Raw genomic sequence first — 25,862 nt, forward strand, 5'->3', positions numbered from 1 at the left:
GGCCGGGCCGGTCAGGGTAGCGCAAGGGCGACAGAACATCAACCCGTCCGGCGAGTTCCCGCCCGATGCGGCGGGAGGAAGTCCCTGCCGGAACGGCCTGACCGGGCCCGGCCCGGGCGGATTCCCATTGCCGAGCCGGGCTTTCGCCGCTAGCATCAGCAGAGGCGCCGGCGTCGGGGGGACGGCGCGCCGCCTGCCGGCACCGTCTGCGGCCTGCCCAGGTCCCGCATCGCGGAAGGATCGACCTTGTCCCACAGCTGCAGTCCGGCTGCCGACCTCTACCGCCAGTACTTCGAGCGGACCGGCGATGCCTTCCTCATCATCGAGGGCGACACCTTCGTCGACTGCAACCAGGCCACCGTCGACATGCTCCGCTACCGTTCCCGCGACGACCTGCTGCAAACCCACCCCTCGGAGCTTTCCCCGGAACTGCAGCCCGACGGCCGTCCTTCCTTCGAGAAAGCCAACGAGATGATGGCCATGGCCTTCGAACGCGGGAGCCACCGTTTCGAATGGGACCACCAGCGCGCCGATGGCGAGGTCTTCCCCGTCGAGGTCCTGTTGACCGCAGTGCCGGGCGCCGAACGCCCCATGCTGCACGTCGTCTGGCGCGACCTGACCGAACGACGCCGTCTCGAGGCTGAGCTCTCGCAGGCCCACAAGATGGAGGCCCTCGGCCGCCTCTCGAGCGGCATCGCGCACGACTTCAACAACCTGCTGGTCGCGATCATCGGGCACTCGGAACTGTTGATGGCCGACCTCGGCGACATGCCCGACCAGCAGTCGAGCGCCGCCGAGATCCTCAAGGCCGGGCACCGTGCCGCCGACCTGGTCGGCCAGCTGTTGACCTTCAGCCGCAAGCAGGTGCTCCGGCCGCAGACCATCGACCTGGCGGCGGCACTGGTCGATCTCTCGGTGATGGTGCGGCGCCTGGTCGGCGACGGCATCAGTACCGAGATCGACGTCGACCTGGGTCCGCTGTGGGTCCGGGCGGACCCGGGGCAGTTCTCGCAGGTGATCCTGAACCTGGCGGCCAACGCCCGCGACGCGGTGCGGCCGGGGGGCCGGTTCCGGCTGGCGTTGTCGACCACGCGGATCGAGGCCGGGACGCAGACGCTGCAGGATGCGCTGCCGGCGGGCGGGTACGCGGTCATCGTCGCCGAGGATGACGGCGAGGGCATCGCTGCGGCCGACCTGCCGCACATCTTCGAACCGTTCTTCACGACCAAGGCCGTTGGCCGGGGCACCGGGCTCGGGCTCGCCACAATCTACGGCATCGTCAGGCAGGCGGGCGGCTCCCTCGCGGTGGAGAGCTCGCCGATGACGGGATCGAGATTCCGGATCTGCCTGCCTCTCACCGCCCCGCCTCAGGAAGCCGCATCAACGGCCGGGGAGACCGCCGTGCGGCTGCCCGGCGCCTCGATCCTCCTGGTCGAGGACGAGGCCGCCACGAGCCGGCTCGTGCGCGTGATGCTCGAGCGCGCGGGCTACGCCGTCCAGGTGGCCTCGGGCGCCGACGAGGCGCTCCGCCTGCTCGAGGAGCCTGGGGTCACGTTCGACCTGCTCCTGACGGACATCGTGATGCCGGGCATGGACGGCGTGGAACTGGTGCGACGGGTGCGCGAACAGCGCCCCGAGCTTCCCGTGCTGCTGACCTCCGGCTATCCGGCCGATTTCCTGGCCGGCAACGCCGGCGTGCCGGTCGATGCCGACCTGCTGCAGAAACCGTTTTCCTCGCAGGAGCTGACGCAACGGGTGCAGGCTGCGCTGGCGCGTCGCGCCTGATCGCCGCGCTCAGCGTACCAGCGTCAGCTTGCGGGTCACTGCGGCGCGGTCGGCCTCGCGCAGCCGGGCAACGTACTGCCCGCTCGCCACAGCCCGCCCGTTTCCATCCAGCCCGTCCCACATCACGGCGTGGTCGCCCGCCGGCAGCGTCTCGTCCACCAGCCGACGCACGAGGCGGCCGGCCAGGTCGTGGATCTCCAGCTTGACCTTCGTCGCGGCCGGCAGCGCGAAGCGCAACGTCGTACGCGGGTTGAACGGGTTCGGGTAGCCCGCCAGGTCGATGGCGCCCGGCGAGGGCACCTCGGGGTCGACACCGGTCGCGTAGTCGCCGTAGATCAGCTGCACGCCCAGTTGGTGCGGCGAACCCGGCGCGTTGCTGGCGAACGAGATCGTGGTGTTGTGCACGCCTTCGAGCAGTCCGGCCGGGTCGAGGCGCGCGGTCAGGCGCGCCGTCGCGCCGGGATCCAGGAACGCGGGCGGCTGGTCCGAGTCGACCCAGTTCGCGCCTTCCCACATGCCCGAGAAGACAAGCGGCAGGTTGCCCGCATTCTGGATCGTGAACTCGAGCGAGGTGCCTGTCTGCACGCCGGCCAGGGCTGCAGGTATGTTGAGCTTCCCGGCGCCGCTGAACCGGTCACGGCCGGCAGTCGCGGGGGCTGCGGTGATGTCGGTTGCCGTGGTCTCCAGCGCTTCGGCCACCTGTGCCGGCGTCAGCCCGGGCGAGGCGCCCAGCAGGATCGCCACCGCGCCTGCCACCTGCGGACAGGCCATGCTGGTGCCGGTGTACGACACGTAGCCCGAAGCCCCGGCCAGGCTGGTGACGTTGTTGCCCGGGGCCGCCAGGTCCGGCTTCATCAGGCCGGGCGGGTACGGATAGTCGTGGTAGTCGGTCGTGCCGACGGGATTGGCCAGGTTCCAGGCGGTGGGCCCGTAGCTGGATGTGGACTCGACGGCGCCCGCGCTGGTCAGGCCGCCCACGGTGATCATCGCGGTACGGCCGCCGTTGGGCGCGTACCACGGGCTCGGGCAATCGCCGGGACTGGCGATGTCGGTGGGCAGCGCGTAGTGACCGGTAGCGCTGCCGTTGCCGGCCGCCGCGACCCACGGCACATCGATCGCCAGCAGCATCTCGGCGTTGTAACGGTTGGCTCCGCGCACGTCGACCGTCGCCTGCGACCAGCCGGCGCTCATCGAGAACATCTGCACGCCGTGGTCCAGGCCGAACTGCATGCCCTCGACCAGGTCGGCGAGGTAGCCCGGCACCACGCGCAATGCCATCAGCCGCGCGCCGGGCGCCGCGCCCGTCTTCGTGCCCGAGGCGCCGTCGCCCGCAATGAGGCCGGCCGTATGCGAACCGTGGTGCCAGCTCGCGTCGCCGTCGTAGGGGTCGTTGTCGTTGTCGACGGCGTCCCAGCCGTGGTGGGGGAACGCCGCGCCGCCGTCCCACAGGTGGGCGGTGATGTCGGGGTGGTCATAGGCGATGCCGCTGTCGAGGTGGCCGACCAGGACGCCGGCGCCGGTGTTGCCGCCCGCCCAGGCCTGGTCGGCGCCGATGGCGGCCAGATGCCAGGCCAGCGCCTTGTCGGCGGCGTCCTCGCCGGTGGTCGTGGTGCCGTCGGTCGCGGCCGCGGCGGGTTCGCCGAACGTGCGGCTGGGCATGTCGTCCAGCCAGAGTCGTGCGATGCGCGGGTCGCCGGACAGTGCGGCCACGGCGCCCGGCGCCAGCTCGACGGCAATCGTGCCCGAAAGCCACAGGGCGCGCGGCGTGCCGGCCTGGCCGGACTTGGCCAGGGCCGTAAGCGTCGGCTGCAGGGCGGCGAGATTCCGGTCGGTCTGGTTGCGCGCGGCGAGGGCAATAGCCTCGCGCCGGGTGGATCGGGCGGCATCCTTCAGGGCCTCGCCGAGCCCCGTGGGATCCACGCGCTCGGCGGGGACGATCATCACCGGCACCAACGCGTCGCCCGCAGCCTTGGCGGCCGCTTCCCGCAGGCGATCATCGACGGGATCGAGCCAGGCCTCGCGGCGCAACGGCGGCGACTTCGCCAGTTCCAGGGCGTCGGCGCGCTTGAGGTACGGATTGATGATCGAGACCAGTCCCGTCGGCCTGAACCGCAGCACGGGATCGCCGTGGATGAAGTCGTAGGAGCGACTGAAGGCATTGTCGGATTCGTTGTCCTCGGCCACGAGGCCATCGGGATCCAGGCGCACCGCGATCGCGTGTGTGCCACTCGGGCCCAGCAGCGCGAAGTCCTCGAGCGGCACATAGGTGCCGGCGGGCAACCCGCCCGACAGCTGCCACGAAGCCACGGGGTCGCCATCGACCTCGAGGTCGATGTGGAAGTTGCCGGTGATGTCGCGCAGCCCGTCGTTGAGGAACGCGAAGCTCACGCGGTTGGTGTCGCCCGCCGCAGTGAAGCCGTCGACGCGCTGCCCGGCAATCATGTTCACGACCAGCGAACTGTCCCAGCCGGAGGGCGTGAACGCCGCCAGGTTGGGCTTCAGGTCGCGGCGGCTGGTGTAGATGTTGCGACCCTGCGTGGGGAAGTCGCGACGGTCGCTCCAGGCCGCGTGGGCGCGCAACCCCGTGAACACCGCGTCGGCGGCGTGGAACACGGGCTCGACGCGCGGCGCGTCGGTGATGATCTCGACGTCGCCGAAGAAGTCTGCCGCGCCGCCCGCGGAAGCCAGGCGCGTCGCCAGCTGGAACTCGTCGCCGCCGGCCGGCGCATCGAGCCAGGCGCAGCCGACCACGCCGCCGCGCAGGAAGAGGCAGGGCCCGACGCTGTCGTATTCGTCGGCCACCAGGCCGTAGGGGCCGTAGAACGACGAACCGTTGTCCGAACTGTAGGTATAGATGATGTCGCCGTCGCTCGAGATGCCGTCTGTGTAGTCGAGCTGGTAGACCGCGTAGACGTCGGTTCCCTGGCAGGCCACGCGCGGGTAGCCGCCGTTGCTGGCCGTCCAACCCGTGAAGTTGGCCGGGCTGGCGAAGCTGCCGGTGTAGGCGTCGGTGGCAATGAGGATTTCCATCTCGCCGGTCTCGCCGTCCTGCTCGGCGTTCACGAAGTGCACGGTGCCGGCTTCCATCGCCACGTCGGGCCAGTAGTCGGGGTAGCCGTCGGGCAGGAAGTAGTCGTAGGTGACGGTGTTGCCGCCGTTGCTCGAGTACATGAAGATCAGCGTCCACTCGTACTGGTAGTAGTCGTAGTTGACCGTCAGCCAGTTCGCGGCGATGAAGACCTTGGCGAAGTCGCCGGCGCCGGTGACGGCGATCGACGGCACGGCACATGGCTCGCCCACGGTCAGGCCCTTGACCCAGGCCCAGGCCGAAGGGTCGCCCGGGTTGCTGCTGCGCGAACGCAGGATGACGCCGTCGTCGCGGACCCAGACCACGTGCAGGTAGCCGCCGCCGTCGACGGCGAGCTCGGGCTGGTATTCGTCCGTCGTGAACGAGGGCAGTTCCCACACCTGCCAGGTCAGGCCTGCGTTCAACGAACGCGCCACATGGATGTCGCGGTCGGTGCTGCCGAGGTCCATGGCGGAGAACGCGGCGTAGAGGACCGAACCATCGGGACTGCAGGCGAGCGTGACATGGTCGTCGTTCATGCTCGTCGGGTTGGCCAGCAGCGTGTTGGCCGACCACGGCGCGTCCTTGTCGGCGGTCGCGGGGCGGCGCGCGCCGGCGGGCGAAACCGGCGCGGCGCCTGCGGGCCGCAGGAAATGGGGCGCGGTCAGCCGGGTGAGCATGGCGCGCATCTCAGGCGTGAACGTCGTGCCTGTGGTATCCGGATGCGCGGACGACTTCGTGCGATCGGTCAGGTCGGTCTCGGCGAACACGCGCTGCCGGCCGGGATCCTCGTCGTGACGGCCGGTGGCCCGTTCACGGTGCGGGACAGCCTGCATGAGGGCCGGCGCGGGCAGGCGCCCGGCGACTGCCGGCGCACCCCCGGCCTTGGCAGGGAGCCGTGAGGCTGCCGGCAAGGGCAAGACCTGCAGGGAGTTGCGGGGAGCGGCGCCGCCCAGGCACACCACAGCCAGCGCCAGCCCGATCAGGCCGTTGACGGTTCTCAAGGTCCGCATGGTCCACGCTCCCGGCCCGCGCCCAGGGCGCCGGCAGGCTGGTCGTCCCCCGACATCAGCTCATATTTTACCATATTGATAGAAAATTTGTCCAACAGATTGTCGAGCGGCCCTTGCGGAGGGTCGATTTGATCGTATATTTACGATCTACGATGAAGGACGAGGAGGCGGCATGGCGCAGGCGAAATTCACGGCTTTTCCGGCGGAACTGGTGGACCTGGCGGGCGCGGCGCGCGCGCTGGCCCACCCCGGGCGCCTGCAGATCCTGGCGATCCTGGCGGCGCGCCACGGCTGTGTCTGCGGCGACCTCGTCGAGGCGCTGCCCTGGCGCAGTCGACCGTCTCCCAGCACCTCAAGGAACTGAAGGAGGCAGGGCTGGTCCGCGGCGAGATCGAGGGGCCGCGCACCTGCTACTGTGTGGACCCGGAAACCCTGGAGGCGGTCCGCCAGGGCTTCGCCCGCCTGTTCGCGGGCCTGGGGTGTTGCGGATCGCCGAAGGAGGACTGACATGAACAGCGACATCAAGCAGGTCGTGAAGGACAAGTACGGCGAGATCGCACGCGGGCCCGGCGGGGGAGGCTGCTGCGGCGCCGGCGGCACCTGCGACCCGCTGGCCGGCGGCAGCTTCGCCGACAGCTACGAGAAGCTCGACGGCTATGTGCCCGAGGCGGACCTGGGGCTGGGCTGCGGCCTGCCCACCGAGGGCGCCTTCATCCGTTCCGGAGAGACCGTCCTGGACCTGGGCAGCGGCGCGGGCAACGACGTGTTCGTCGCCCGCGCGCTGGTCGGGCCGCAGGGACACGTGATCGGCGTGGACATGGTCCCGGAGATGGTGGCGAAGGCGCGCGCCAACGCCGAGCGGCTGGGTGCAACGAACGTCACGTTCCACCTCGGCGAGATCGAGCGGCTGCCGCTCGAGTCGGCCACCGTCGACGTGGTGATCAGCAACTGCGTGCTCAACCTGGTGCCCGACAAGTCGCGCGCGTTCGCCGAGATGTACCGCGTGCTGAAGCCCGGCGGCCGCTTCTCGGTCTCGGACATCGTGCTGACGGGCGAGTTGCCCGACGCGATCCGCGGCGCCGCGATGCTCTATGTCGGCTGCGTGGCCGGGGCGCAGCAGGAGGACGAGTATCTCGCGACCATCGCCGGGGCCGGCTTCGCCGACGTGGCGGTGCTCAGGCGGCGGCAGATCGACCTGCCCGATGAACTGCTGCTTCAGTCGCTGCCGGCGTCGACGGTGCAGGAGTTCCGCGGCAGCGGCGCGGCGGTCTGGAGCCTGTCGGTGAGCGGGCGCAAGCGCGCGTCGGCCGGGGCGTGACCGTGCCCCGCCCCGAAAAGCCGGAGCGGGCCCCGGTCCGCGCCTGGCGCTACACGCTGCCCGGCGGCTGGACCGTGCTGGCCGGCAAGACCGACCAGGACAACGACCGCCTGTCGATCAAGGTCGCCAAGGCCAACGACTGGTGGTTCCACGTGCGCGGCCTGCCGGGCAGCCACGTGGTGCTGCAGGTGCCGGCCGGCGAGGAGCCGGACAACGAGACGGTGAAGGCCGCTGCGGCGATCGCCGCCTGGCACAGCCGCAAGCGCGAGTCGAACCAGGTTTCGGTCAGCGGCACCCGGGCGCGCTTCGTCACCAAGCCGAAGGGCGCGCCGCCCGGCACCGTCGAGATCCGCAAGGAGAAGACGTTCGTGGTGCGGCCGGCGGTTCCGGCAGCGCCGGCGGAAGACTAGTCATCGAAGGATGACCGGCCGCCGGCGCTACCCGGTTCCCCTCAACGAACGATGTCCGAGACGACCCGACCCTCGATGACGGTGCCGACGCAGTGCGTCGTATACTCGAACGGGTCGCCGTCGTAGAGCGCCAGGTCGCCGTCCTTGCCGACCTCGAGCGAGCCGATGCGGTCGGCCACGCCCAGCAGGCGCGCGGCGCCGATCGTCAAGGCCTCCAGCGTCGCCAGGCGATCGAGGCCGTGCCCGGCCGCGATCGCGGCCTCGAAGAGCACAACCCTCACCTTGGGCACATAGGATTCGTAGCCCGACGTGAAGGCGAACGGCACACCGGCCTGCCGCAACAGGCCCGCCGTGGTGAAGGCGGCGTTCTCCAGTTCGCCGGTCGAACGCGCCATCGGGGGGTGCAGCAGCACCGGCACTCCGGCGGCCTTCAGCTCGGGCAGCAACTGGTGCGCCTCGGCGGCGCCGTCCAGCCACAGGCGCAGGCCGAACTCCTGCTTCAGGCGCAGCGCGTTCGCGATGTCGCGCACGCGGTGGGCCGTCACCAGGAGCGCCAACTCGCCGTCCAGCACGCGCGCCAGGGTTTCCAGGTGCAGGTCGCGGTCGGGCGCCGTCACTTTCCTGTCGCGGCCTGCCGCTGCAAGCTTGTCGCGGTATTCACGGGCCTTGATCAGGTCCTGCCGCAGCACCGCCACGGTCTTGGCGCGCGTGGTGAACAGTTCCGTCGCGCCACCGAAGCCCTTCGGCGGCGACAGGGTGACCGCGACCGCGGCCGAGGGCACCAGCGCGGCCTCGTCGGCGGTCGTGCCCCGGGTCTTGACGATCATCGTCTGGCCCGAGAGCGGCGGACCGGGAGCGAAGCCCGTGTGCAGCGCGGTCACGCCGAGCGAGCGCAGGTAGGCCACCAGTTCGTCCTGCGGGTTGTAGGCGTCCAGGGCCCGCAGCTCGGGCTGCACGGACGCCGTATGGTCGAGCATGTCCTGGTCGTGCGGGACGTTGAGCATCCCGGTCAGGCCCGCGGTGCTGCGCGCGTCGATCAAGCCGGGCGTGACCACGGCCGCGCGCAGGACGGTCACGCCCGCGGGCAATGACAACGAGGCGAACGGGCCGACCTGCGTGATCCGGCCGTCCTCGACGAGCACCCCGCCGTCCACGATCGGGTCCCCGCTGCCGGTGTGGAGCAGGGCTCCGCGCACGGCCAGGGTGCCGCCGTCGCGCGGTGCCGCCGCCGGGTCGACCGCGGCGGCGACCGATGTCGAAAGCACGAGCATCACGGACAACGTCTTCAACAATGCCTGCATCTTCATGACTCGCCTCCGTCATCCGCGCAGCACAGGTACGGGGTCTGGTTGGCGCCGGCTCCCTGGCCGCCGTCCGCGTGCAGGCGATCGTCCGGATCCTCCAGGTCGAACACCTGACGTCCCTCGACCCAGGTTTGCCGTACGCGCGTGTAGACACTGAACGGGTCACCGTCCAACACGATGAAGTCGGCATCCTTGCCCGCCGTCAGCGAACCGATGCGGTCCTGCAGGTCGAGCATCTCGGCGCCGGCGAGCGTGAGCGCGCGCAGCGCGTCGGCGCGCTGCATGCCGCCGCGCACGCCAAGTGCCGCCGAGCGGAGGAAGAGGCGGCTGTCGGTGATCCAGTCGTCGGTGTGGAAGGCCACCTTCACGCCGGCTTCCGCCAGGATGGCGCCGGTCTCGAAGCGCAATTCGCGCGCCTCGAGCTTGCCGCCCGGCGCGTCGATGACGATGACCGAGCACGGCACCCCGGCCGCGGCGATCTGGTCGGCCACCTTCCAGCCCTCGCTCACGTGCTGGAGCACGAGGCGGAAGCCGAACTCCTGCTGCAGGCGCAGGACGGTGACGATGTCGTCGGCACGATGGGTGTGGTGGTGCACAACACGTTTTCGATCGAGCACCTCGACCAGCGTCTCGAGATCCAGGTCGCGCGCCGGCAGCTTGGCCGCATCGCCATTCGCCGCGGCCACCTTGGCGCGGTACTCCTGCGCCTTGATGAACGTCGAACGCACCAGCTGCGCCGACTTGCCGCGCGTGCCCGGAAACGGCGGCTTGCGCTGGGGGTTGGTGCCGTTGGCCATCTTGAGTCCGCCGAGCACGCGACGGCCGCCGCGGCCGTCGTCGGTCGTGTAGGCCAGTCCCTCGGCGTCGAGCACCTCGCCGCGACCCACCTTGCGCATCTTGAGGTAGACGGTCTGGCCGCTGCTGAGGAAGCCGGAGCCCGGCATGACGTTGAGCGTGGTCAGCCCTCCCGCGACGACGCGGCGGTAACCGGCGTCCAGCACGTTGACGTCGTCCAGCACGCGAACACCCGGCTGGATGGGCCCGCTGTCGTCGGCGGCGGCGAAGCCGCCGACATGGCTGTGGGTGTCGACCAGGCCGGGCATGATCCAGCGGCCTGTGGCGTCGACCACGACCGCGTCCGCGGGAATCGTGTAGCCGGCGGCCGGGCCGGCGTACGCGATGCGGCCGTCGACGACGGCCAGCAGGCCGTCGGCCGTTTCCGGGGCGTCGATGGGGATCAGGTGGGCATGCTGGAAGACGGTCGTGGCGGCCTGGGCCGCGCCGGCCGTCGCCAGCGCCAGAGCCATTGCCGGCGCCAGCGCGATTGCCAGCGCAACCGCCCTCAGCCGGGGCGTCATCGGATCGGTTCGCGTCAAGGCGAACTCCCTTCGCGGGGGGATTGCGGGCACGGGACGGCGCAGTCTATCAGAAAATGAGTATCAATGCCAGTTTGATGAGCTTCACGGCCCGCGGCCGTCCCTGCGCGGGGACGGGTGCGTTGCCGCCACCCGGCGCGAATGCTATGGTGCGCCGCCGGAGGTGACCTTGACCGACTTTGCACCGCGACGACACCTGCTGCCCACGCTGGCCCTGCTGATCTTCGGCGGGGTCTGCATTTCGTGGGCTGCCATCCTGGTCAAGGTGGCCGTCCGGCAGGAACTGGGGCCCACTTCGATCGCGTTCTGGCGGCTCCTGACGGGGGCCGTCACGTTGTTCGCGGCGGCGGCGCTGACCGGCCGTCCGCTGCTGCTGCCGCCGCGGCTGGCGCTGCTGGCCTGCCTGGGCGGGACCATCTTCACGGCCGACCTCTTCCTGTGGCACCGCTCGATCAACCTGGTCGGAGCGGGCCTGGCGACCATCCTCGCGAGCACGCAGGTCTTCAACACGGCCATCCTCAACTGGATTTTCGTGGGCGAGAAGCCGCGCGGGCGGTTCTTCTTCGCCGCGGCGGTGGGGCTGTTCGGCGTGGCGTTGCTGGCGGGCGTCGGCAGCGATATCGCGCTGACGGGCGACTACCTGCGCGGCGTGCTGCTGGGCCTGGCCACCGGGCTGGCCTACGGTTCCTACCTGCTGACCACGCGCCACCTGGGTCGCCGGGAGCCGCCGCTGTCGCCGATCACGATCGTCGCCTGGCTGTCGCTGGGCGGGGCCGCGAGCAGCGGGCTCATCTGCCTGTTCGAGAACGACCCGTTCCTGCCGGCAACGGCCACGGCCTGGTCGGCGCTGCTGGCGCTTGGCATCGCGGTGCAGGCCGGCGGCTGGTGGGCCATCGCCACGGCGCTGCCGCGCGTGCGCGGGGCCACCGGCGGGCTGGTGCTGCTGCTGCAGCCGCTGCTGGCCACGGTGTGGGGCTGGCTGCTGTTCGGTGAAAGGCTGGCGCCGCTGCAACTGGTCGGCGCGCTGTTGACGCTGGGGGCGATCTACGCCGGTACGCTGGGCCTCGGTCGCCGGCCGGCCCGGGATGCTCAGGCGTCGCGATCGTAGACCACGCGCCCGCCGACGATGGTTGCGCGCGCCGGCTCCGGGTGGCAGAGCAGCAGCGCCGCCACCGGATCGTCGGCGCCGTCATAGCCGATCGCCTCGAGGTCGAACACGGCCAGGTCGCAGGCACGGCCCGGCTCGACCGCGCCGGCGTCCTCGCGGCCCAGGCAGCGCGCGCCGTCGAGCGTCGCCATCTCCAGCACTTCGTTGACCGTCATTGCCGCAGCGCCGCCCAGCACGCGGTGCAGCAGCAGCGTCTGCCTCAGTTCGGCCAGGAGGTTCGAGCTGTCGTTGCTCGCCGAACCGTCGACCGCCAGGCCGACCGGGCTGCCCGCACGCCTCAGCTCGCGCACGCGGCAGATGCCCGAACCCAGCCGCATGTTCGACGAGGGGCAGTGGGCGATGCCGGTCCCGGCGCGGCCCAGCCGCGCGATCTCGTCGTCCTCGAACCAGATGCCGTGCGCCAGCCACACGTCGGGTCCCACCCATCCGACCGACTCCAGGAAGTCGAGCGGGCGGCAGCCGTAGATCCGCGTGCAGTAGTCGTTCTCGTCACGCGTCTCGGCCAGGTGCGTGTGCAGGCGTACTGAATGGCGGCGCGCCAGTTCGGCCGTGCGCCGCATCAGGTCGGGGTCCACCGAGAACGGAGAGCACGGCGCCAGCGCCACGCGCACCGCGGCGCCGGGGCGCGGGTCGTGCCAGCGGTCGATGACGCGTTCGCAATCGGCGAGGATCGTGTCGGGGTCCTGCACCACATCGTCGGGAGGCAGGCCGCCGTCCTTCACCGAGCGGCTCATCGAACCGCGCGTGGGATGGAAGCGGATGCCGGTCTGCAGCGCGGCGTCGATGATGATGTCCAGCAGGTGCGCCGAGGCCGCGCGGGGGAACAGGTAGTGGTGGTCGGTGGTCAGGGTGCAGCCCGAGCGCAGCAGTTCCTGGCAGCCGACCACGGCGGCGCGGTGGAAGTCATCGTCATCGAGCCGGGCCCACACCGGGTAGAGGGTGCGCAGCCACGGGAACAACTCGCTGTCGACGGCGGTGCGCCAGGCCCGCGTCCGCGTCTGGTAGAGGTGGTGGTGCGTATTCACGAGGCCCGGCAGCACCACGCAGCCCGTGGCGTCGAACCGCTCCCGGCCGGCGCTTGGCCGGCCGTCCGGGAACTCGGGCACGGGCCCGGTGCCGACCTCCGTGACGAGGCCGTCACGGGCGGCCACCCAGGCATTGGTGAGCACCTCGCGGGACCCGTTCATGGTCACCAGCGTGGTGGCGCTCGTCAGCAGGAATTCCCCGGTTCCGTTCATGGCTTTCCCCGCGGTGGCGCACGGCGGTTGATCGCCGCGCACGTTACAGTATACTTGGCCGTCGAGCCGGACCCAAGGCCAAGGGAGAACGCCATGTGGGACCTGAAGGAGTACCGGATCGCCGGCAGCGTCGGCGAAGCGGTGGCGATGATGGGCCGTGGCCCGGGCAAGGGCGTGTACATTGCCGGCGGCACCGACCTGTTCCTGTTCCCCCCGCAATGCGACTACGTCGTCGACATCAGCCACGCCGGCATCTCGAGCATCGCGCGCACGCCCGGCGGGGATGTGTTCATCGGCGCTGCCGCCACGCTGCACGACGTGGCCACCAATCCCTTCGTGGCCGCCTATGCCTGTGGGCTCCTGGCCCAGGCCTCGTCGCATTGCGGCAACCGGCCGGTGCGCTCGACCGCCACGCTCGGCGGCAACCTCTGCAACGCCCTGCCTTCGGCCGACCTGGCGCCGGCGCTGCTGGCGCTCGATGCCGTCTGTTACGTGGCCGACGAAGAGAGCCAGGAGAGCCTGCCGCTGGAGGACTTCTTCGTCGGTCCCCGACAGACGGTCCTCGAAGGCCGCCTGCTCGTGGGCATTGCCCTGCCGGGAGACTCCGCCGGCCGACGCGCGGCCGCCAGGCGCCTGACGCGCTCGGCCGAGGACATCGCACTGGTGCAGGTCGCGGTCGCGCTCGAGGTGAACGAGGGGCGTGTCGGCGCCGTACGCATCGCCCTGGGCTCGGTGGCGCCCACGCCCATGAGGGCCATGCTGGCCGAGGCGCAACTGGAAGGCGAGCTGGTGGCCCACCTGACCCCGGACCACCTGGCCAATGCGGCGGCGATCGCCGCCGGCGAATGCGAACCGATCGATGACCACCGCGCCAGCGCCGATTACCGCCGCGAGATGGTGGGCGTCCTGACGCGCCGCCTGCTGGCCGGGCTGCTGGCCGAGATGCCCGGCGAGGGCAACGAGGGAGGCGCCGCGTGAAGATCGCCCTGGTGCTCAACGGTCGGAACACCGAGTGGGAAGCGCTGCCCGGCGCCACCCTGCTCGCGGTGCTGCGGGGCGAAGGCCTCACTGCCGCCAAGCGCGGCTGCGAGACCGGCGACTGCGGCGCCTGCACGGTGCTGCTGGACGGTCAGCCGGTGAACAGTTGTGTCGTCGCTGCCGCGCGCGCTCACGGCCGCCAGGTGACGACACTCGAGGGATTGGCGGGGGATCCGCTGTTGAAGCAGTTGCAGGAGGCGCTGGTCGAGCACGCCGGCATCCAGTGCGGCTACTGCACGCCGGGAATGCTGGTCAGCCTGCTCCACCTGATGCGCGAGAGCCGCGCCACGGGAGCGCAGCCCGACGACCACGCGATCCGCGAGGCGCTCAGCGGCAACCTCTGCCGGTGCACGGGCTACGTCAAGCCGGTGGCGGCCGCGGCGGCAGTCGCAGCGGCGCTGTCGACCATTCCTGCCAGCGGCACGGAGGCCTCATGAGCCACGACGGATCGCAGGGTACGGGGACCGGCCTGGCCGGCGGCGCACTTGTTGTCGGTGCGCCGGCGTCTGGCGGGCAGGTCGGCCGCAACGTCGCCAAGATCGACGCCTTCAAGCTCGCCCGCGGCGAGCCGGTGTTCACCGACGACATCCACCCGACGGGCATGCTCTGGGCGAAGGTGCTGCCGTCGCCGCATGCGCATGCGCGCATCGTGAAGGTGGATGCCTCGCGCGCCCTGCTCCTGGACGGCGTGGTCGACGTGGCCTGGCACGCCCAGGTCAAGGCCATCCCGCACACGCGTGCCGGCCAGAGCCACCCGGAGCCGTCGCCTTGGGACACGGTGATCATGCCCGAGAAGGCGCGCTTCATCGGCGACCGTGTCGCCGTCGTCGTGGCCGAGACGCTGGAGGCTGCCGAACAGGCCCTGGGCCTGATCGACGTGCAGTACGAGGTGCTGCCCGCGCTGACCGACATGGACGAGGCGCTGGCGCGCACGGACGTGCTGGTGCACGAGGTTCCCGACCCGCGCGGCATCGCCGAGGGCGGTCGCACCAACGTGGCGGCGCGCATCGACAAGCAGGTGGGCAACGTCGACGAGGCGCTGAAGACCTGCGACCACGTGGTCGAGCGCACCTACTGGCTGCCGCGGGTGCAGGCCAGCCACATCGAGCCGCACGTGGCCATCTCGTGGCTGGATGAGGACGGACGCCTTGTCGTGAAGACCAGCACGCAGGTGCCGTTCCACCTGCGGCGCATCCTGGCGCGCATCCTGGAGCTGAAGGAAGCGGATGTCCGCATCATCAAGCCACGTGTCGGCGGCGGCTTCGGCGACAAGCAGGAAATGGTGATGGAGGACCTGGTCGCCCTGATGACGCTGCGCACGCGGCGGCCGGTGCGACTCGAGTTCACGCGCGCCGAGGAACTGATCTGCGCGCGCTATCGCCACCCGCAGCGCATCGTGATGACGACCGGCGTGATGAACGACGGCACCATCATCGCCAACCGCATGCACGTGACCGCGGACACGGGCGCCTACGGGAGCCACGCATTGACGGTGCAGGGCAACACCGGGCAGAAGGTGCTGCCCATGTACCCGTGCGCCAACATCCACTTCCAGGTCACCTGCCTGTACACGAACAACCCGGTCAGCGGCGCCTTCCGCGGCTACGGCGCGCCGCAGGGGTGCTTTGCGCTGGAGAGCCACATCGACGAGGTGGCCAAGGTCGTCGGCATCGAAAGGCTGGAACTCCGGCGCCGCAATCACATTCGACTGGGCGATACCGACCCGCTGTCGGCCAAGCTCGGCGAGGGCAAGGAGGGGCTCGTGCGGATCATCCGCAGCACGGGCCTCGAGAAGGCCATCGAGCTGGGTTGCGAGGCCATCGGCTGGGACCGGAAGCTGGAGCCCACGGCGCCGCACCTGCGGCGCGGACTGGGCATGGCGCTGGCCATGCAGGGCTCGGGCATCGCGGGCGTCGATTGGGGCGCGGCCACGGTCAAGCTGAACGAGGACGGGTCGGTGAACCTGATGGTGGGCGCCACCGATATCGGCCAGGGTTCGGACACGGTGCTGGCGCAGATGTGCGCCCAGGAACTGGGCATTGCCTACGAGGACGTGCGCGTGCTGAGTTCCGACACCGACCTGACGCCGTTCGATGTCGGGGCCTACGCCTCGAGCACGACCTACGTGTCGGGCGGCGCGGTGGTCAAGGCGGCGCGGCTCGTGCGCGACCAGCTGGCGCTGGTGGCCGCGAAGAAGTGGGACTGCGCCCCGGAAGATGTCACCTTCTCGAACGGCACGGTGGGCGACGGCGGCGCCAGGACGCTGCCGATGGCCGAACTGGCCAGCTTCGCGCTGTACCACACGAAGATGCAGCCCATGGCGACGGCCAGCCACATGTCGAACGAGTCGCCGCCGCCGTTCGCGGCGCAGTTCGCCGATGTGGAGGTGGATCCCGAGACCGGCGAGGTGTTCCTGCGCAGGTTCGTCTCGGCCGTCGATTGCGGCACGCCCATCCATCCCGACCTGGTCGAGGGCCAGATCGAGGGCGCCGTGGCGCAGGCAATTGGTTACGGCCTCTTCGAGGAGGTCATCATCGACCGGGCCGGGCGCGTGAAGAACGCGAACTTCCTCGACTACAAGATCGCTTCGGCGCTGGACATGCCGGAGATGGTCACGATACTGGTTCCAACCGAGGAACCGAGCGGCCCCTTCGGGGCCAAGGCGGCCGGCGAGGTGCCCATCGACGGGCCGGCGCCGGCCATCGTCAATGCCATTTGCGATGCGGTGGGGGTCCGGATGTACAGGATTCCAGCCACTTCTGAACGCGTTTGGCGCCAGATCAAGGAGGCAGGCGAATGACCCGGAATATCGTGCGTATCATGCTGGTGGCCGGCGCGCTGCTGGCGCTGGCCGGCTGCGGCGGCCAGAAGGAAGTCATCCGGACCGACGCGGGCGAGCAGATCGACCTGTCGGGCAACTGGAACGACACCGACGCCCAGAAGGTGTCGGCTGCCCTGGCCGCCCAGATCTCCAGCGGCCCGTGGATCGAGAACTTCCTGGCCGAGAAGGGCAAGAAGCCGACGTTGATCGTTGCCCCGGTCCGCAACAAGACGGCCGAGCACATCGCCACGAAGACGCTGGTGGACCAGCTCGAGCGCGACTTCATCAACGGCGGCCGCGTGCGCGTCGTGGCCTCGGCCGAGGAGCGCGAGCAGGTGCGCGAGGAGCGCGCCGACCAGCAGGAATTCTCCTCGCCGGAAACGATGAAGAAGTGGGGCCTCGAGAAGGGCGCCGACGTGATGCTGATCGGCGAGATCAACCAGATCGTCGACAGCGAGGGCAAGCAGTCGGTCCGCTACTACCAGGTGGACTGCTACCTCATCGACCTGCAGGACAACACCAAGCTCTGGGCGGGCTTCGAGAAGATCAAGAAGCTCGTCAAGGGATGACGCGGTGACCACCGACATCGTACCGGACGGCCGGCGGTCCACGGGGATCGCCGGCCGGTCGCCCGGGCGACAGGCGGCGCGCGCCGCCGTCGCGGCATTGCTGTGCCTGGCGTGGGCGCTGGCGCTGCCCGGCTGCGCCACCTACAGCGCGCAGATGGCCGACCTGCGGCCGCGGCTGGCAGCCGGCGATTTCGACGGTGCCCTGCGCACGATCGACGAGCACGGCGGCGGCACCGACCAGCTGCTCTCCTGGCTGGAGCGCGGTCTTGTCCTGCACTATGCCGATCGCTATGCGGAGAGCAACGAGGCCTTTGCGGCGGCCGAACGCACGGCGGCCGAGCGGTTCGACCGCTCGCTGGCCGAGGGCGCCATCTCGCTGTTGACCTCAGACGCCAACGTGGCCTACCGGCCGCGCCCGTTCGAGATGGCGCTCGTTCCCTACTACAAGGCGCTCAACTACGCCTGGCTCGGGCAACCGTCCGAGGCGGCGGTCGAAGCGCGCAGCGCGAGCCAGATGCTGGCGAAGTACGTCGACGCTTCGCTGGGCGCCGTTCGCGAGCAGGATCGCGGCGAACTCGAGCGCGTGCGCAACGACGCCTTCCTGCTCTGGTTCAGTGGCATGCTCTACGAGGCCGACGGTGAGCTCAACGACGCGTTCATCGCCTACCGCAACGCGGCCGTGGCCTTCGAGCAGAATGCCGGACTGCTGGGCCTGGAGGCGCCGGCGGACCTGGCCGGCGACCTGGCGCGGACTGCCGACCGGCTGGGCTTCAGGGCCGAGCTGGAGCAGGCGGCCCAGGCCAGCCCGTCGGTGTTCGCGGCGGCCGGCGACACGACGCCGGATCTGGCGGTCCTGCGCGCCGATGCGCGCTGGGTGCCGGGAAACGGCGAACTGGTGCTACTTGTGGAGACCGGCCAGGTGCCGCAACTGGGGCAGGTCCGCCTCGATTTCCCCATTTTCAAGGGCGAGGACCACGCCGATCGCGACCGCTGGGGCTGGTCGCTCTATGACGGATACGGCTACGGCCGGGCCCGGGCCTCGAGCGGCGACGTGGAGTACTGGCTCTCGATCGCCGCACCCGAGCTGCACGACGAGGCGCCCCTGCCCTGCAGCGCCGTGCGCGCCAGCGCGGGCACGATCGGGGGCCACGCAGTGGGGACGCGGGCGGCCCATCTCGGGCGCGCGGCGCGCGTGTCGTTCGACGCCGAGAAGCCGACCATCTTCTTCCGGTCCATCGTGCGCGGCCTGACCAAGTACCTCGCCTCGCGCGGGGCAGAGAAGGTGGGCGGCAAGGGACTGGGCGTGCTGGCCAACATCCTCGGGGCCGTCACGGAGAAGGCCGACACGCGCAGCTGGCTGACGTTGCCGGGGCAGGTCCACGTGCTGCGCCTGCACCTGCCGCCGGGCCGGCACGACGTGAAGCTGGAACTGCTGGGCGCCACCGGGCGCGTGGTGGCGGAGCAGACACTGGCCGGGATCGTCGTGAAGCCCGGCGAATGGACCTTCGAATCGCGGCGCGTCTTCGCGCTGCCGCAGTGAGGCGATCATGGCCAAGTTGATTCCCGCGCCCACCATCATCGAGGCGGCCGGCAACCTCCCCAAGAAGATCGAGGAGTTCGTCGGTCGCGTGAATTCGTCGACCGCGGACGTCAGCATCGCGCGCATGACCAGCCCGCCGGGCTGGGTCGAGCCCGGACAGACGCCGATGTTCGACGAGTACACGCTGGTCCTGTCGGGAATGCTCCGCGTGGAGACCGCTGCGGGCTCCCTCGACGTGGGACCCGGCCAGGCCGTGCACTGCCCGGCCGGGCAGTGGGTGCGCTACTCGTCGCCCGAAGCGGGCGGCGCGCAGTACGTGGCCGTGTGCCTGCCCGCCTTCTCACCCGACACCGTGCGCCGCGATCCGTCCTAGCGCGGCTCAGCGAAAGGCCCGGCTTGGAACCCCACGTGAAGTCGCTCATCGAGCGGATCCGCGACGGCATCATCGGCGATGACCGCGCGCTCGACGGCCCCTACGGGCCGCGGCGCCTGACCTACGCCGACTACACGGCCAGCGGGCGCTCCCTTTCGTTCATCGAGGATTTCCTGCGCGAGGAAGTGCTGCCGCTCTACGCCAATACCCATACCGAGACCTCGAGCACCGGCCTGCAGACCACGCGCTTCCGCGAGGACGCGCGGCGCCTGGTCCACGATGCGGTGGGCGGCAACGACGACGACATCGTCATCTTCTGCGGCTCCGGCGCCACCAGCGCCATCAACAAGCTCGTCGAGATCATGAACCTGCGGTTGCCGCGTGACCTCGACCTGCGCCACGGGCTGTCGGCGCGCATCCCGGCCGACCAGCGCCCGGTCGTGTTCATCGGGCCCTACGAACACCACTCGAACGAATTGCCATGGCGCGAGACCATTGCCGATGTGGTGACCATCGCCGAGGACCAGGACGGGCGCATCGACCAGGCCCACCTGGCGCGGGAACTGGAGCGGTACGCGGCGCGGCCGCTGAAGATCGGCAGCTTCTCGGCCGCCAGCAACGTGACCGGCATCGTGTCGGACACGGCCGGCATCTCGACGCTGCTGCACATGCACGGCGCCCTGGCCTTCTGGGATTTCGCGGCGGCGGCACCCTACGTCAGGATGGAGATGAACCTGCGCGTCGAGGGCGAATCAGGTGCCCTGGCGTACAAGGATGCGGTCTTCATCTCGCCGCACAAGTTCATCGGCGGGCCGGGTACGCCCGGCGTGCTGGTGGCCAAGCGGCAGTTGCTGACCAACACGGTGCCCACGGTGCCGGGCGGTGGCACGGTCTCGTACGTGAGCCCGGCCGGGCACACCTACCTGACCGACCCTGCGCACCGCGAGGAAGGCGGCACCCCGGCGATCATCGAGGCGATTCGCGCCGGCCTGGTCTTCCACCTCAAGGACGCAGTGGGCGCCGCGAACATCGAGCAACTGGAGAAGTGCTTCGTCGACCGCGCCATCACCGCCTGGTCCGCCGACCCGGACATCCGCATCCTGGGCAACCTGAAGGCGAAGCGGCTGTCGATCGTGTCGTTCGTCATCCGTCGCGGCGACCGCCTGCTGCATCACAATTTCGTCGTGGCGCTGCTGAACGACCTGTTCGGCATCCAGGCGCGGGGCGGCTGTTCCTGCGCCGGTCCCTACGGTCACCGGCTGCTCGGCATCGACCTGGCGCACAGCGAACGGTTCCACGCGGCCATCAACGGCGGCAGCGAGGGCATCAAGCCCGGCTGGGTCCGCGTGAATTTCAACTACTTCATCAGTGAGGCCGTGTTCGACTTCGTCATCGCCGCGGTCCGCTTTGTCGCGCGTGACGGCTGGCGATTCCTGCCCGACTACGACTTCGATGCGCACACGGGCATTTGGCGGCATCGCGAAGCGAGGCGCGGCGATACGCTGAGCCTCGACGACGTCACCTACCGCACCGGCCGGATGGCGTGGCACACGCATCACCGGGTGGCGCCCGAAGGCGCGCTCGACGGCTACCTGCTCGAGGCGGTGCGTCTGGCTGCCGTACGAGCCGCCGCCGGCGCTGGCGCAACCGGTGCGAACGTGACCGCTGCAGCCCTTCCGCCGCTGCCGAGCGAGTTCGAGAGCCTGCGCTGGTTCCCGTTGCCGGGCGACACCGACTGAACCCGGGGCCGGCCGCGGGCCGGCCTCCACTGGACGCCCGCCGGGCGGGTGAAGGAGCCGCATGACCGCCTACGCCGCCTGGGTCGCCGCGAATCCCTGGCTGTCGGCAGCGTTGCAGTTCGCGCTGCTCGGCACGCTCGGCGAGATTGTCGCCGCCAGCCTCCGTCGCCGGATGCCGGCCCTGCCCTGTTCGCCGCTGCAACTGGCGGCCAAGGTCATCGCCTGGGCGGTGCTGGGACTGGTGATCAAGGCCGGTTTCACGGGGATGAAAGGCTTTACGGCGGCGCTCCTGGAGCACGGCGTCCTGCCGGCGTGGTGCGCGGCCGGGTTCGGGCACGCGCTGGCGCTGTCGGTGCTGACCAACGTCTTCTTCGGGCCGCAGATGATGGCGTTCCACCGCTGGGAGGACAACCTCATCCTCGGTCGTCGCGACTGGTCCGGGCTGACCAGGGCCTGGCTCACCCTCGCGTGGTTCTGGATCCCCGCGCATACCATCACGTTCAGTCTGCCGCGCGACTACCAGATCGGGCTGGCCGCGGTGTGGGGGCTGGTGCTGGGCATTATCCTGGGCTGGTCGGGCGGGGAGCGGCGTCGCTGAAGCGCGGCCGAAGGGTGGCGATAGGCGGCGATGAGCAATCAGTCGCGCGGCTCCGGCGCATGGATCAGCGCCACGATCGCCTCGAGACCTTCGCGATCCACATCGCTGAACGCAGCCGGACGGTCGGAGTCCACGTCGAGCACGGCGACGATGTTGCCGTGTGCGTCGCGCACCGGCACCACGATCTCGCTCTGCGACCGGGAGTCACAGGCGACGTGGCCGGGGAAGGCGTGCACATCGGCGACCACCAACGCGGCGCCGCTCGTCACGGCAGCCCAACAGACCCCCTGCGGCCCCGCCAGCTCGGAACACGCCAGCGGCCCCTGGTACGGGCCCACGACCAGCTTGCCGTCCTGCAGCCGGTAGAACCCCGTCCAGAAGAAGTGGGGCTGTTTGTGGTGCAGCACGGCACACGCGGTGGCCATGCGCGCCACGGGGTCATCCGTCTTCCGGTAGAGTTCGAGCAACTGCTCGCGCAGGCGGCGATAGCGGCCGGCCAGGGCCGCCTCCGCGGCGGTGGGCTTGTCGGGTGCGTTCATGCTCAGGTGTCCTTCCGAAGCAGCGCAGTGTCGAGGGCGCGCGGCAGGAAGACGCCGCCGGGCTGATCGGGACACAGGGCGCCGTCGCGCACGACGCGGATGCCCCGCAACCAGACATCGGTGACCCGGCCGACCGCCGGCCTGCCGTCCCAGAGCGAACCCGCCACATCGCTGCCGGCGGCAGGCTGCCAGGTGTAGCGCTCTTCGGGGTCGAACAGGACGATGTCCGCATCAAAACCGGGGGCCAACCGGCCCTTGCGCGCGCCGAGGCCCATGAGTGCGGCCGGAAGCTCGGCGAAGGCCTGCTGCCAGCGCCAGGGATCGAGGCGGCCCTCGCAGACCGCCATCGTGTGGCTGAGCACCAGGCGCTCGCCGACACCGCCGCAGCCGTTGGGCACCTTCATGAAACCGCCTGGAGCGGCGCTGCGCTTCGTGGCCAGGGCGAACTCGCAGTGGTCGGTCGAGAGCAGGTCGATGGCGCCGTCGGCCAGGCCCGCGAGCAGGGCCGCGCCGTGGCCGGCCGGGCGCAGCGGTGGCGAGCAGATGGCGGCGAGAGCGGCATCCTCGTCGGCACGATAAGCCGCATCGTCGGCGAACAGATGGTGGACACAAACCTCGCCGAGGGCGGCCGGGCCACCGCCTTCGCGGTCGCTCTGTGCGCGGCGCAGGGCCGCCAGCGTGCCCGCCGCGCTCATGTGCACCACCAGCAGCGGACAGTCCGCCTGTCGCGCCAGGTCCAGCGCCAGGACGGCTGCCTGGACCTCCGACTCGACCGGGTGCGCATCAGGGTGCCAGCGCGGGGCGGTGCGTCCCGCCGCGAGAAGTTCGGCTTCGACCTGCGCGTTCAACTCGCCGTCCTCGGCGTGGACCAGGAGCAGGCCGCCGGCTTCGGCGACAGCGTCCATGAGCGACGACATAGCCACCGGGGTCAGCATGAGCCGGCCCTTGTAGGCGAGGAATCCCTTGAACGTCGGTAACCCGGCCCGCAGGAGCGCCGGCAACTCCGCCAGGCGTTCCGGCGACGCATCGACCACCGTCACGTGCAGGCCGTAGTCGCAGAGGATGTGCCCATCGGCCATGACCCGCCACCGGGCCACGGCCGCCGCCAGCGGTTCGTCGTGGTCAGGGTTGGCGAAGTCGATGATGGTCGTCGTTCCACCGAGCAGGGCCGCAGCAGAGCTCTCGCGCCAGCCGAGGCTGGACAGGCCGCCGCCCAGCGGCATGCCGAAATGCGTATGGGCGTCAACGCCGCCCGGCAGGACCCAGCGTCCGGCGGCATCGGTGTCGCCGGCAGCCGGTTCGCCGCCCCGCGGCGGCTCGATCATAATGATGAGCCCGTCTTCCACGACCACGTCGGCAGGCACCGGCCCGCCGGCGGTAAGTATTTTGCCGCCTTGAATTCTCATGCGTTCATGAATACTCTCTTGATGACTGAACGACCACAAAATTCACCGGCTCGCCCGTGGCCGGATCCTGGCAGGGAAAGGAAATCCGCCATGAAGAGAATCCTGGCACTCATCGTCATCGCCACGCTGCTGGCCGGATTGGCCGGTTGCGCCAGCATGAGCCGCAAGGAAAAGGGTGCCGTCATCGGTGCCGGATCCGGCGCGGTTCTCGGCGGCATCATCGGCAAGCAGGCCGGCAACACGGCCCTCGGCGCCATCCTCGGCGCTGCGGTCGGCGGCGCTGCCGGCGCCTACATCGGCAACTACATGGACAACCAGGCCGAGGAGATCGAGCGCGACCTGGACGGCGCCACGGTCGAGCGTGTGGGCGAAGGCATCAAGATCACCTTCGACTCCGGCATCCTGTTCGCCGTCGGCAAGAGTGAGTTGCAGTCGGCGGCGCGCACGAACCTGACGAATCTCGCGACGATCCTCAACAAGTATCCCGACACCGAGATCCTGATCGAGGGCCACACCGACGCCACCGGCAGCGACGAGTCCAACCTCACGCTGTCGCGCAATCGCTCGGGTTCGGTCGCGAACTACCTCGAGGGCCTGTCGGTGTCTCCCACGCGTTTCACCACCATGGGCTACGGCGAATCGCAGCCGATCGCGGACAACGAGTCCGAGTCGGGCCGTCAGGCAAACCGCCGCGTCGAACTGGCGATCATGGCCAACGACAAACTCAAGAAGGTCGCCGAGCAGAAGGCCGGCAACTAAGCCGGACCCGGAGACGGATGAAGCGCATCGCGAGCAGACTCAGCCGCAGCGATGCGGCATTCCGCGAAAACGACCGTGTCAATCGCCAGCGCGCCGCCGACCTCGCCGCCCTGCATGCGCAGGTGAGCGAGGGCGGCGGCGCGCGTGCGCGCCAGCGGCACCTCGAGCAGAAGAAGATGCTCGTGCGCGACCGCATCGAGGCGCTGCTGGACCCGGGTACGCCGTTCCTGGAGCTGTCGCCGCTGGCGGCGCACGGCCTCTACGAGGGCGAAGCGCCGGCAGCGGGGCTGGTCACGGGCGTGGGGCGCGTGCACGGCCGCCAGGTCATGATCGTGGCGAACGACGCCACCGTGAAGGGCGGCACCTACTACCCGGTCACGGTGAAGAAGCACCTGCGAGCGCAGGAGATCGCCCGCGAGAACCGCCTGCCCTGCGTCTACCTCGTGGATTCGGGCGGCGCCTTCCTGCCGCTGCAGGCCGAGGTGTTCCCCGACCGCGAGCACTTCGGGCGCATCTTCTACAACCAGGCCCAGATGAGCGCCCTCGGCATCCCGCAGCTCAGCGCGGTGCTCGGGTCGTGCACCGCCGGCGGCGCCTATGTGCCGGCGATGAGCGACGAGGTCGTCATCGTCAAGGAGCAGGGCACGATCTTCCTGGGCGGCCCGCCGCTGGTCAAGGCGGCGACCGGCGAGGAAGTCACGGCCGAGGAACTGGGCGGGGGCGATGTCCACACGCGCATCAGCGGCGTGGCCGACCATCTGGCCAACGACGACGCGCACGCGCTGCAGATCCTGCGCGACGCGATCGAGAACCTGGGCCCGGTGCAACTGGCGCGCACACCCTGTGCCACGCCCGAAGACCCACACTACGATCCCGACGAACTGTACGGCGCCGTCAGCCACGACCCGCGCATCCCGTTCGACATCCGCGAGGTCATTGCGCGACTGGTCGACGGCAGCCGCATGCACGAATTCAAGCCGCGCTACGGGACCACCCTTGTCTGCGGCTTCGCCCACCTGCACGGCTACACGGTGGGCATCATCGCCAACAACGGGATCCTCTTCAGCGCCGAGGCCCTCAAGGCCACGCATTTCATCGAGCTGTGCAATGCGCGCAACATCCCGCTGGTCTTCCTGCAGAACATCAGCGGTTTCATGATCGGGCGGCAATACGAGCACGGCGGCATCGCCAAGGACGGCGCCAAGATGGTCAACGCCGTCAGCAACAGCACGGTGCCGAAGTTCACGGTCGTGGTCGGCGGCAGCTACGGCGCCGGCAACTACGGCATGTGCGGGCGGGCGTTCCAGCCGCGCCTGCTGTTCATGTGGCCGCAGGCGAAGATCTCGGTGATGGGCGGCGAGCAGGCGGCCGGCGTTTTGCTCACGGTGAAGAAGGAACAGCTGGCCCGGTCCGGGCAGGCCCTCGATGCCGCCGGTGAACAGGCCATCACCGGGCCCATCCTCGCCAAGTACGAGCAGGAGGGGCACGCCTATTACAGCAGTGCACGCCTGTGGGACGACGGCGTCATCGATCCCGTTTCCACGCGCGATGTGCTGGGCCTCGGCCTGGCCATGTCGCTCAATGCGCCGATCACGCCCGTGCGCTACGGCATCTTCCGCATGAGGAGTCCCGATGCCCGTCTGGCAGCACAACGCCGGCCCGGTCCTGGTCGTCACGCTCGACGAGCCGGACACGCGCCACGCCCTGTCGGCCGGCGTGGTGGCCACGCTGCACGCGCTGTTCACGGGGTTGGCCGCGCGTGAGTCGTTGCCACCGTCGGAAACCGCGGAATCCGCGCCCG

The 25,862-nt window shown here is 70.1% G+C and carries 20 protein-coding genes and 1 pseudogene; 15 read left to right on the forward strand and 6 right to left on the reverse strand.

Translation table 11 applies throughout. From position 1 onward, the window contains the following. The first annotated feature begins 246 nt into the window (after window positions 1-246). Window positions 247-1,785 (forward strand): response regulator, encoded by a 1,539-nt coding sequence (locus IPG61_15295; protein ID MBK6735415.1) that lies wholly within the window; start codon window positions 247-249, stop codon window positions 1,783-1,785. A gap of 9 nt (window positions 1,786-1,794) precedes the next feature. On the opposite strand, the gene IPG61_15300 is transcribed toward IPG61_15295, so the two are convergent. Then, complete coding sequence (locus IPG61_15300) at window positions 1,795-5,865, reverse strand: S8 family serine peptidase (GenBank protein MBK6735416.1); 4,071 nt, start codon at window positions 5,863-5,865, stop codon at window positions 1,795-1,797. A gap of 172 nt (window positions 5,866-6,037) precedes the next feature. Between IPG61_15300 and IPG61_15305 the strand changes: the two are divergent. From IPG61_15305 to IPG61_15315, 3 genes and pseudogenes are all read left to right on the forward strand, one after another. Continuing rightward, a pseudogene (locus IPG61_15305) lies at window positions 6,038-6,372 on the forward strand (winged helix-turn-helix transcriptional regulator). A 1-nt stretch (window position 6,373) separates the two neighbouring features. Beyond that, window positions 6,374-7,183, forward strand: coding sequence for an arsenite methyltransferase (gene arsM, locus IPG61_15310; GenBank protein ID MBK6735417.1), 810 nt, complete (start codon window positions 6,374-6,376; stop codon window positions 7,181-7,183). A gap of 2 nt (window positions 7,184-7,185) precedes the next feature. Next, window positions 7,186-7,593: a DUF814 domain-containing protein gene (locus IPG61_15315; protein ID MBK6735418.1), complete on the forward strand. Its 408-nt coding sequence runs from the start codon at window positions 7,186-7,188 to the stop codon at window positions 7,591-7,593. 41 nt (window positions 7,594-7,634) lie between these two features. Here IPG61_15315 and IPG61_15320 read toward each other — a convergent pair whose 3' ends face one another. Together IPG61_15320 and IPG61_15325 are read right to left on the reverse strand one after the other, a co-directional pair. Further along, window positions 7,635-8,864: an amidohydrolase family protein gene (locus IPG61_15320; protein MBK6735419.1), complete on the reverse strand. Its 1,230-nt coding sequence runs from the start codon at window positions 8,862-8,864 to the stop codon at window positions 7,635-7,637. Between the two features lie 32 nt (window positions 8,865-8,896). Then, complete coding sequence (locus tag IPG61_15325) at window positions 8,897-10,204, reverse strand: amidohydrolase family protein (GenBank protein ID MBK6735420.1); 1,308 nt, start codon at window positions 10,202-10,204, stop codon at window positions 8,897-8,899. A gap of 238 nt (window positions 10,205-10,442) precedes the next feature. Here IPG61_15325 and IPG61_15330 point away from each other — a divergent pair, with 238 nt between their 5' ends. Continuing rightward, window positions 10,443-11,381: a DMT family transporter gene (locus tag IPG61_15330; GenBank protein MBK6735421.1), complete on the forward strand. Its 939-nt coding sequence runs from the start codon at window positions 10,443-10,445 to the stop codon at window positions 11,379-11,381. Here IPG61_15330 and IPG61_15335 read toward each other — a convergent pair. Continuing rightward, window positions 11,363-12,679, reverse strand: a complete 1,317-nt coding sequence (locus tag IPG61_15335; protein ID MBK6735422.1) for an 8-oxoguanine deaminase — start codon at window positions 12,677-12,679, stop codon at window positions 11,363-11,365. The genes IPG61_15330 and IPG61_15335 overlap by 19 nt on opposite strands. A gap of 93 nt (window positions 12,680-12,772) precedes the next feature. Here IPG61_15335 and IPG61_15340 point away from each other — a divergent pair, with 93 nt between their 5' ends. The 8 genes from IPG61_15340 (at window position 12,773) to IPG61_15375 (ending at window position 21,357) form a co-directional block, all read left to right on the forward strand. Beyond that, window positions 12,773-13,657: an FAD binding domain-containing protein gene (locus IPG61_15340; GenBank protein ID MBK6735423.1), complete on the forward strand. Its 885-nt coding sequence runs from the start codon at window positions 12,773-12,775 to the stop codon at window positions 13,655-13,657. Then, window positions 13,654-14,154: a (2Fe-2S)-binding protein gene (locus IPG61_15345; GenBank protein ID MBK6735424.1), complete on the forward strand. Its 501-nt coding sequence runs from the start codon at window positions 13,654-13,656 to the stop codon at window positions 14,152-14,154. Before IPG61_15340 ends, IPG61_15345 begins: the two co-directional genes overlap by 4 nt. After that, on the forward strand, window positions 14,151-16,517 hold the full coding sequence (locus IPG61_15350; protein ID MBK6735425.1) for a molybdopterin-dependent oxidoreductase: 2,367 nt from the start codon (window positions 14,151-14,153) through the stop codon (window positions 16,515-16,517). Before IPG61_15345 ends, IPG61_15350 begins: the two co-directional genes overlap by 4 nt. A gap of 20 nt (window positions 16,518-16,537) precedes the next feature. Continuing rightward, window positions 16,538-17,107: a penicillin-binding protein activator LpoB gene (locus IPG61_15355; GenBank protein ID MBK6735426.1), complete on the forward strand. Its 570-nt coding sequence runs from the start codon at window positions 16,538-16,540 to the stop codon at window positions 17,105-17,107. A 4-nt stretch (window positions 17,108-17,111) separates the two neighbouring features. Beyond that, window positions 17,112-18,647, forward strand: a complete 1,536-nt coding sequence (locus IPG61_15360) for a hypothetical protein (protein ID MBK6735427.1) — start codon at window positions 17,112-17,114, stop codon at window positions 18,645-18,647. Between the two features lie 7 nt (window positions 18,648-18,654). Beyond that, a complete protein-coding gene (locus tag IPG61_15365; GenBank protein ID MBK6735428.1) occupies window positions 18,655-19,020 on the forward strand; it encodes a cupin in 366 nt (121 codons plus the stop codon). Between the two features lie 23 nt (window positions 19,021-19,043). Beyond that, window positions 19,044-20,759, forward strand: coding sequence for an aminotransferase class V-fold PLP-dependent enzyme (locus tag IPG61_15370; GenBank protein ID MBK6735429.1), 1,716 nt, complete (start codon window positions 19,044-19,046; stop codon window positions 20,757-20,759). A 61-nt stretch (window positions 20,760-20,820) separates the two neighbouring features. Further along, entirely contained in the window at window positions 20,821-21,357 is a 537-nt protein-coding gene (locus IPG61_15375; GenBank protein ID MBK6735430.1) for a hypothetical protein, read from the forward strand. 38 nt (window positions 21,358-21,395) lie between these two features. Here the strand turns inward: IPG61_15375 and IPG61_15380 are convergent, their stop codons facing one another. Together IPG61_15380 and IPG61_15385 are read right to left on the reverse strand one after the other, a co-directional pair. Then, window positions 21,396-21,896 (reverse strand): GAF domain-containing protein, encoded by a 501-nt coding sequence (locus tag IPG61_15380; protein ID MBK6735431.1) that lies wholly within the window; start codon window positions 21,894-21,896, stop codon window positions 21,396-21,398. A 2-nt stretch (window positions 21,897-21,898) separates the two neighbouring features. After that, window positions 21,899-23,302: an amidohydrolase family protein gene (locus tag IPG61_15385; GenBank protein ID MBK6735432.1), complete on the reverse strand. Its 1,404-nt coding sequence runs from the start codon at window positions 23,300-23,302 to the stop codon at window positions 21,899-21,901. A gap of 90 nt (window positions 23,303-23,392) precedes the next feature. Here IPG61_15385 and IPG61_15390 point away from each other — a divergent pair, with 90 nt between their 5' ends. Next, window positions 23,393-24,061, forward strand: a complete 669-nt coding sequence (locus IPG61_15390) for an OmpA family protein (GenBank protein ID MBK6735433.1) — start codon at window positions 23,393-23,395, stop codon at window positions 24,059-24,061. Between the two features lie 17 nt (window positions 24,062-24,078). Then, a complete protein-coding gene (locus IPG61_15395) occupies window positions 24,079-25,824 on the forward strand; it encodes a methylcrotonoyl-CoA carboxylase (GenBank protein ID MBK6735434.1) in 1,746 nt (581 codons plus the stop codon). The last annotated feature ends 38 nt before the right edge of the window (window positions 25,825-25,862 follow it).

It is taken from the genome of bacterium, from assembly GCA_016703265.1.
Lineage (GTDB): Bacteria > Krumholzibacteriota > Krumholzibacteriia > LZORAL124-64-63 > LZORAL124-64-63 > CAINDZ01.

Bases quoted from the DNA above. Each gene is read 5' to 3' on its own strand.
- IPG61_15300 (MBK6735416.1), bottom strand. From the start codon at position 5,865: ATGCGGACCTTGAGAACCGTCAACGGCCTGATCGGGCTGGCGCTGGCT.
- arsM (MBK6735417.1), top strand. From the start codon at position 6,374: ATGAACAGCGACATCAAGCAGGTCGTGAAGGACAAGTACGGCGAGATC.
- IPG61_15320 (MBK6735419.1), bottom strand. From the start codon at position 8,864: ATGCTCGTGCTTTCGACATCGGTCGCCGCCGCGGTCGACCCGGCGGCG.
- IPG61_15325 (MBK6735420.1), bottom strand. From the start codon at position 10,204: ATGGCTCTGGCGCTGGCGACGGCCGGCGCGGCCCAGGCCGCCACGACC.
- IPG61_15335 (MBK6735422.1), bottom strand. From the start codon at position 12,679: ATGAACGGAACCGGGGAATTCCTGCTGACGAGCGCCACCACGCTGGTG.
- IPG61_15340 (MBK6735423.1), top strand. From the start codon at position 12,773: ATGTGGGACCTGAAGGAGTACCGGATCGCCGGCAGCGTCGGCGAAGCG.
- IPG61_15350 (MBK6735425.1), top strand. From the start codon at position 14,151: ATGAGCCACGACGGATCGCAGGGTACGGGGACCGGCCTGGCCGGCGGC.
- IPG61_15355 (MBK6735426.1), top strand. From the start codon at position 16,538: ATGCTGGTGGCCGGCGCGCTGCTGGCGCTGGCCGGCTGCGGCGGCCAG.
- IPG61_15365 (MBK6735428.1), top strand. From the start codon at position 18,655: ATGGCCAAGTTGATTCCCGCGCCCACCATCATCGAGGCGGCCGGCAAC.
- IPG61_15375 (MBK6735430.1), top strand. From the start codon at position 20,821: ATGACCGCCTACGCCGCCTGGGTCGCCGCGAATCCCTGGCTGTCGGCA.
- IPG61_15380 (MBK6735431.1), bottom strand. From the start codon at position 21,896: ATGAACGCACCCGACAAGCCCACCGCCGCGGAGGCGGCCCTGGCCGGC.
- IPG61_15385 (MBK6735432.1), bottom strand. From the start codon at position 23,302: ATGAGAATTCAAGGCGGCAAAATACTTACCGCCGGCGGGCCGGTGCCT.
- IPG61_15390 (MBK6735433.1), top strand. From the start codon at position 23,393: ATGAAGAGAATCCTGGCACTCATCGTCATCGCCACGCTGCTGGCCGGA.
- IPG61_15395 (MBK6735434.1), top strand. From the start codon at position 24,079: ATGAAGCGCATCGCGAGCAGACTCAGCCGCAGCGATGCGGCATTCCGC.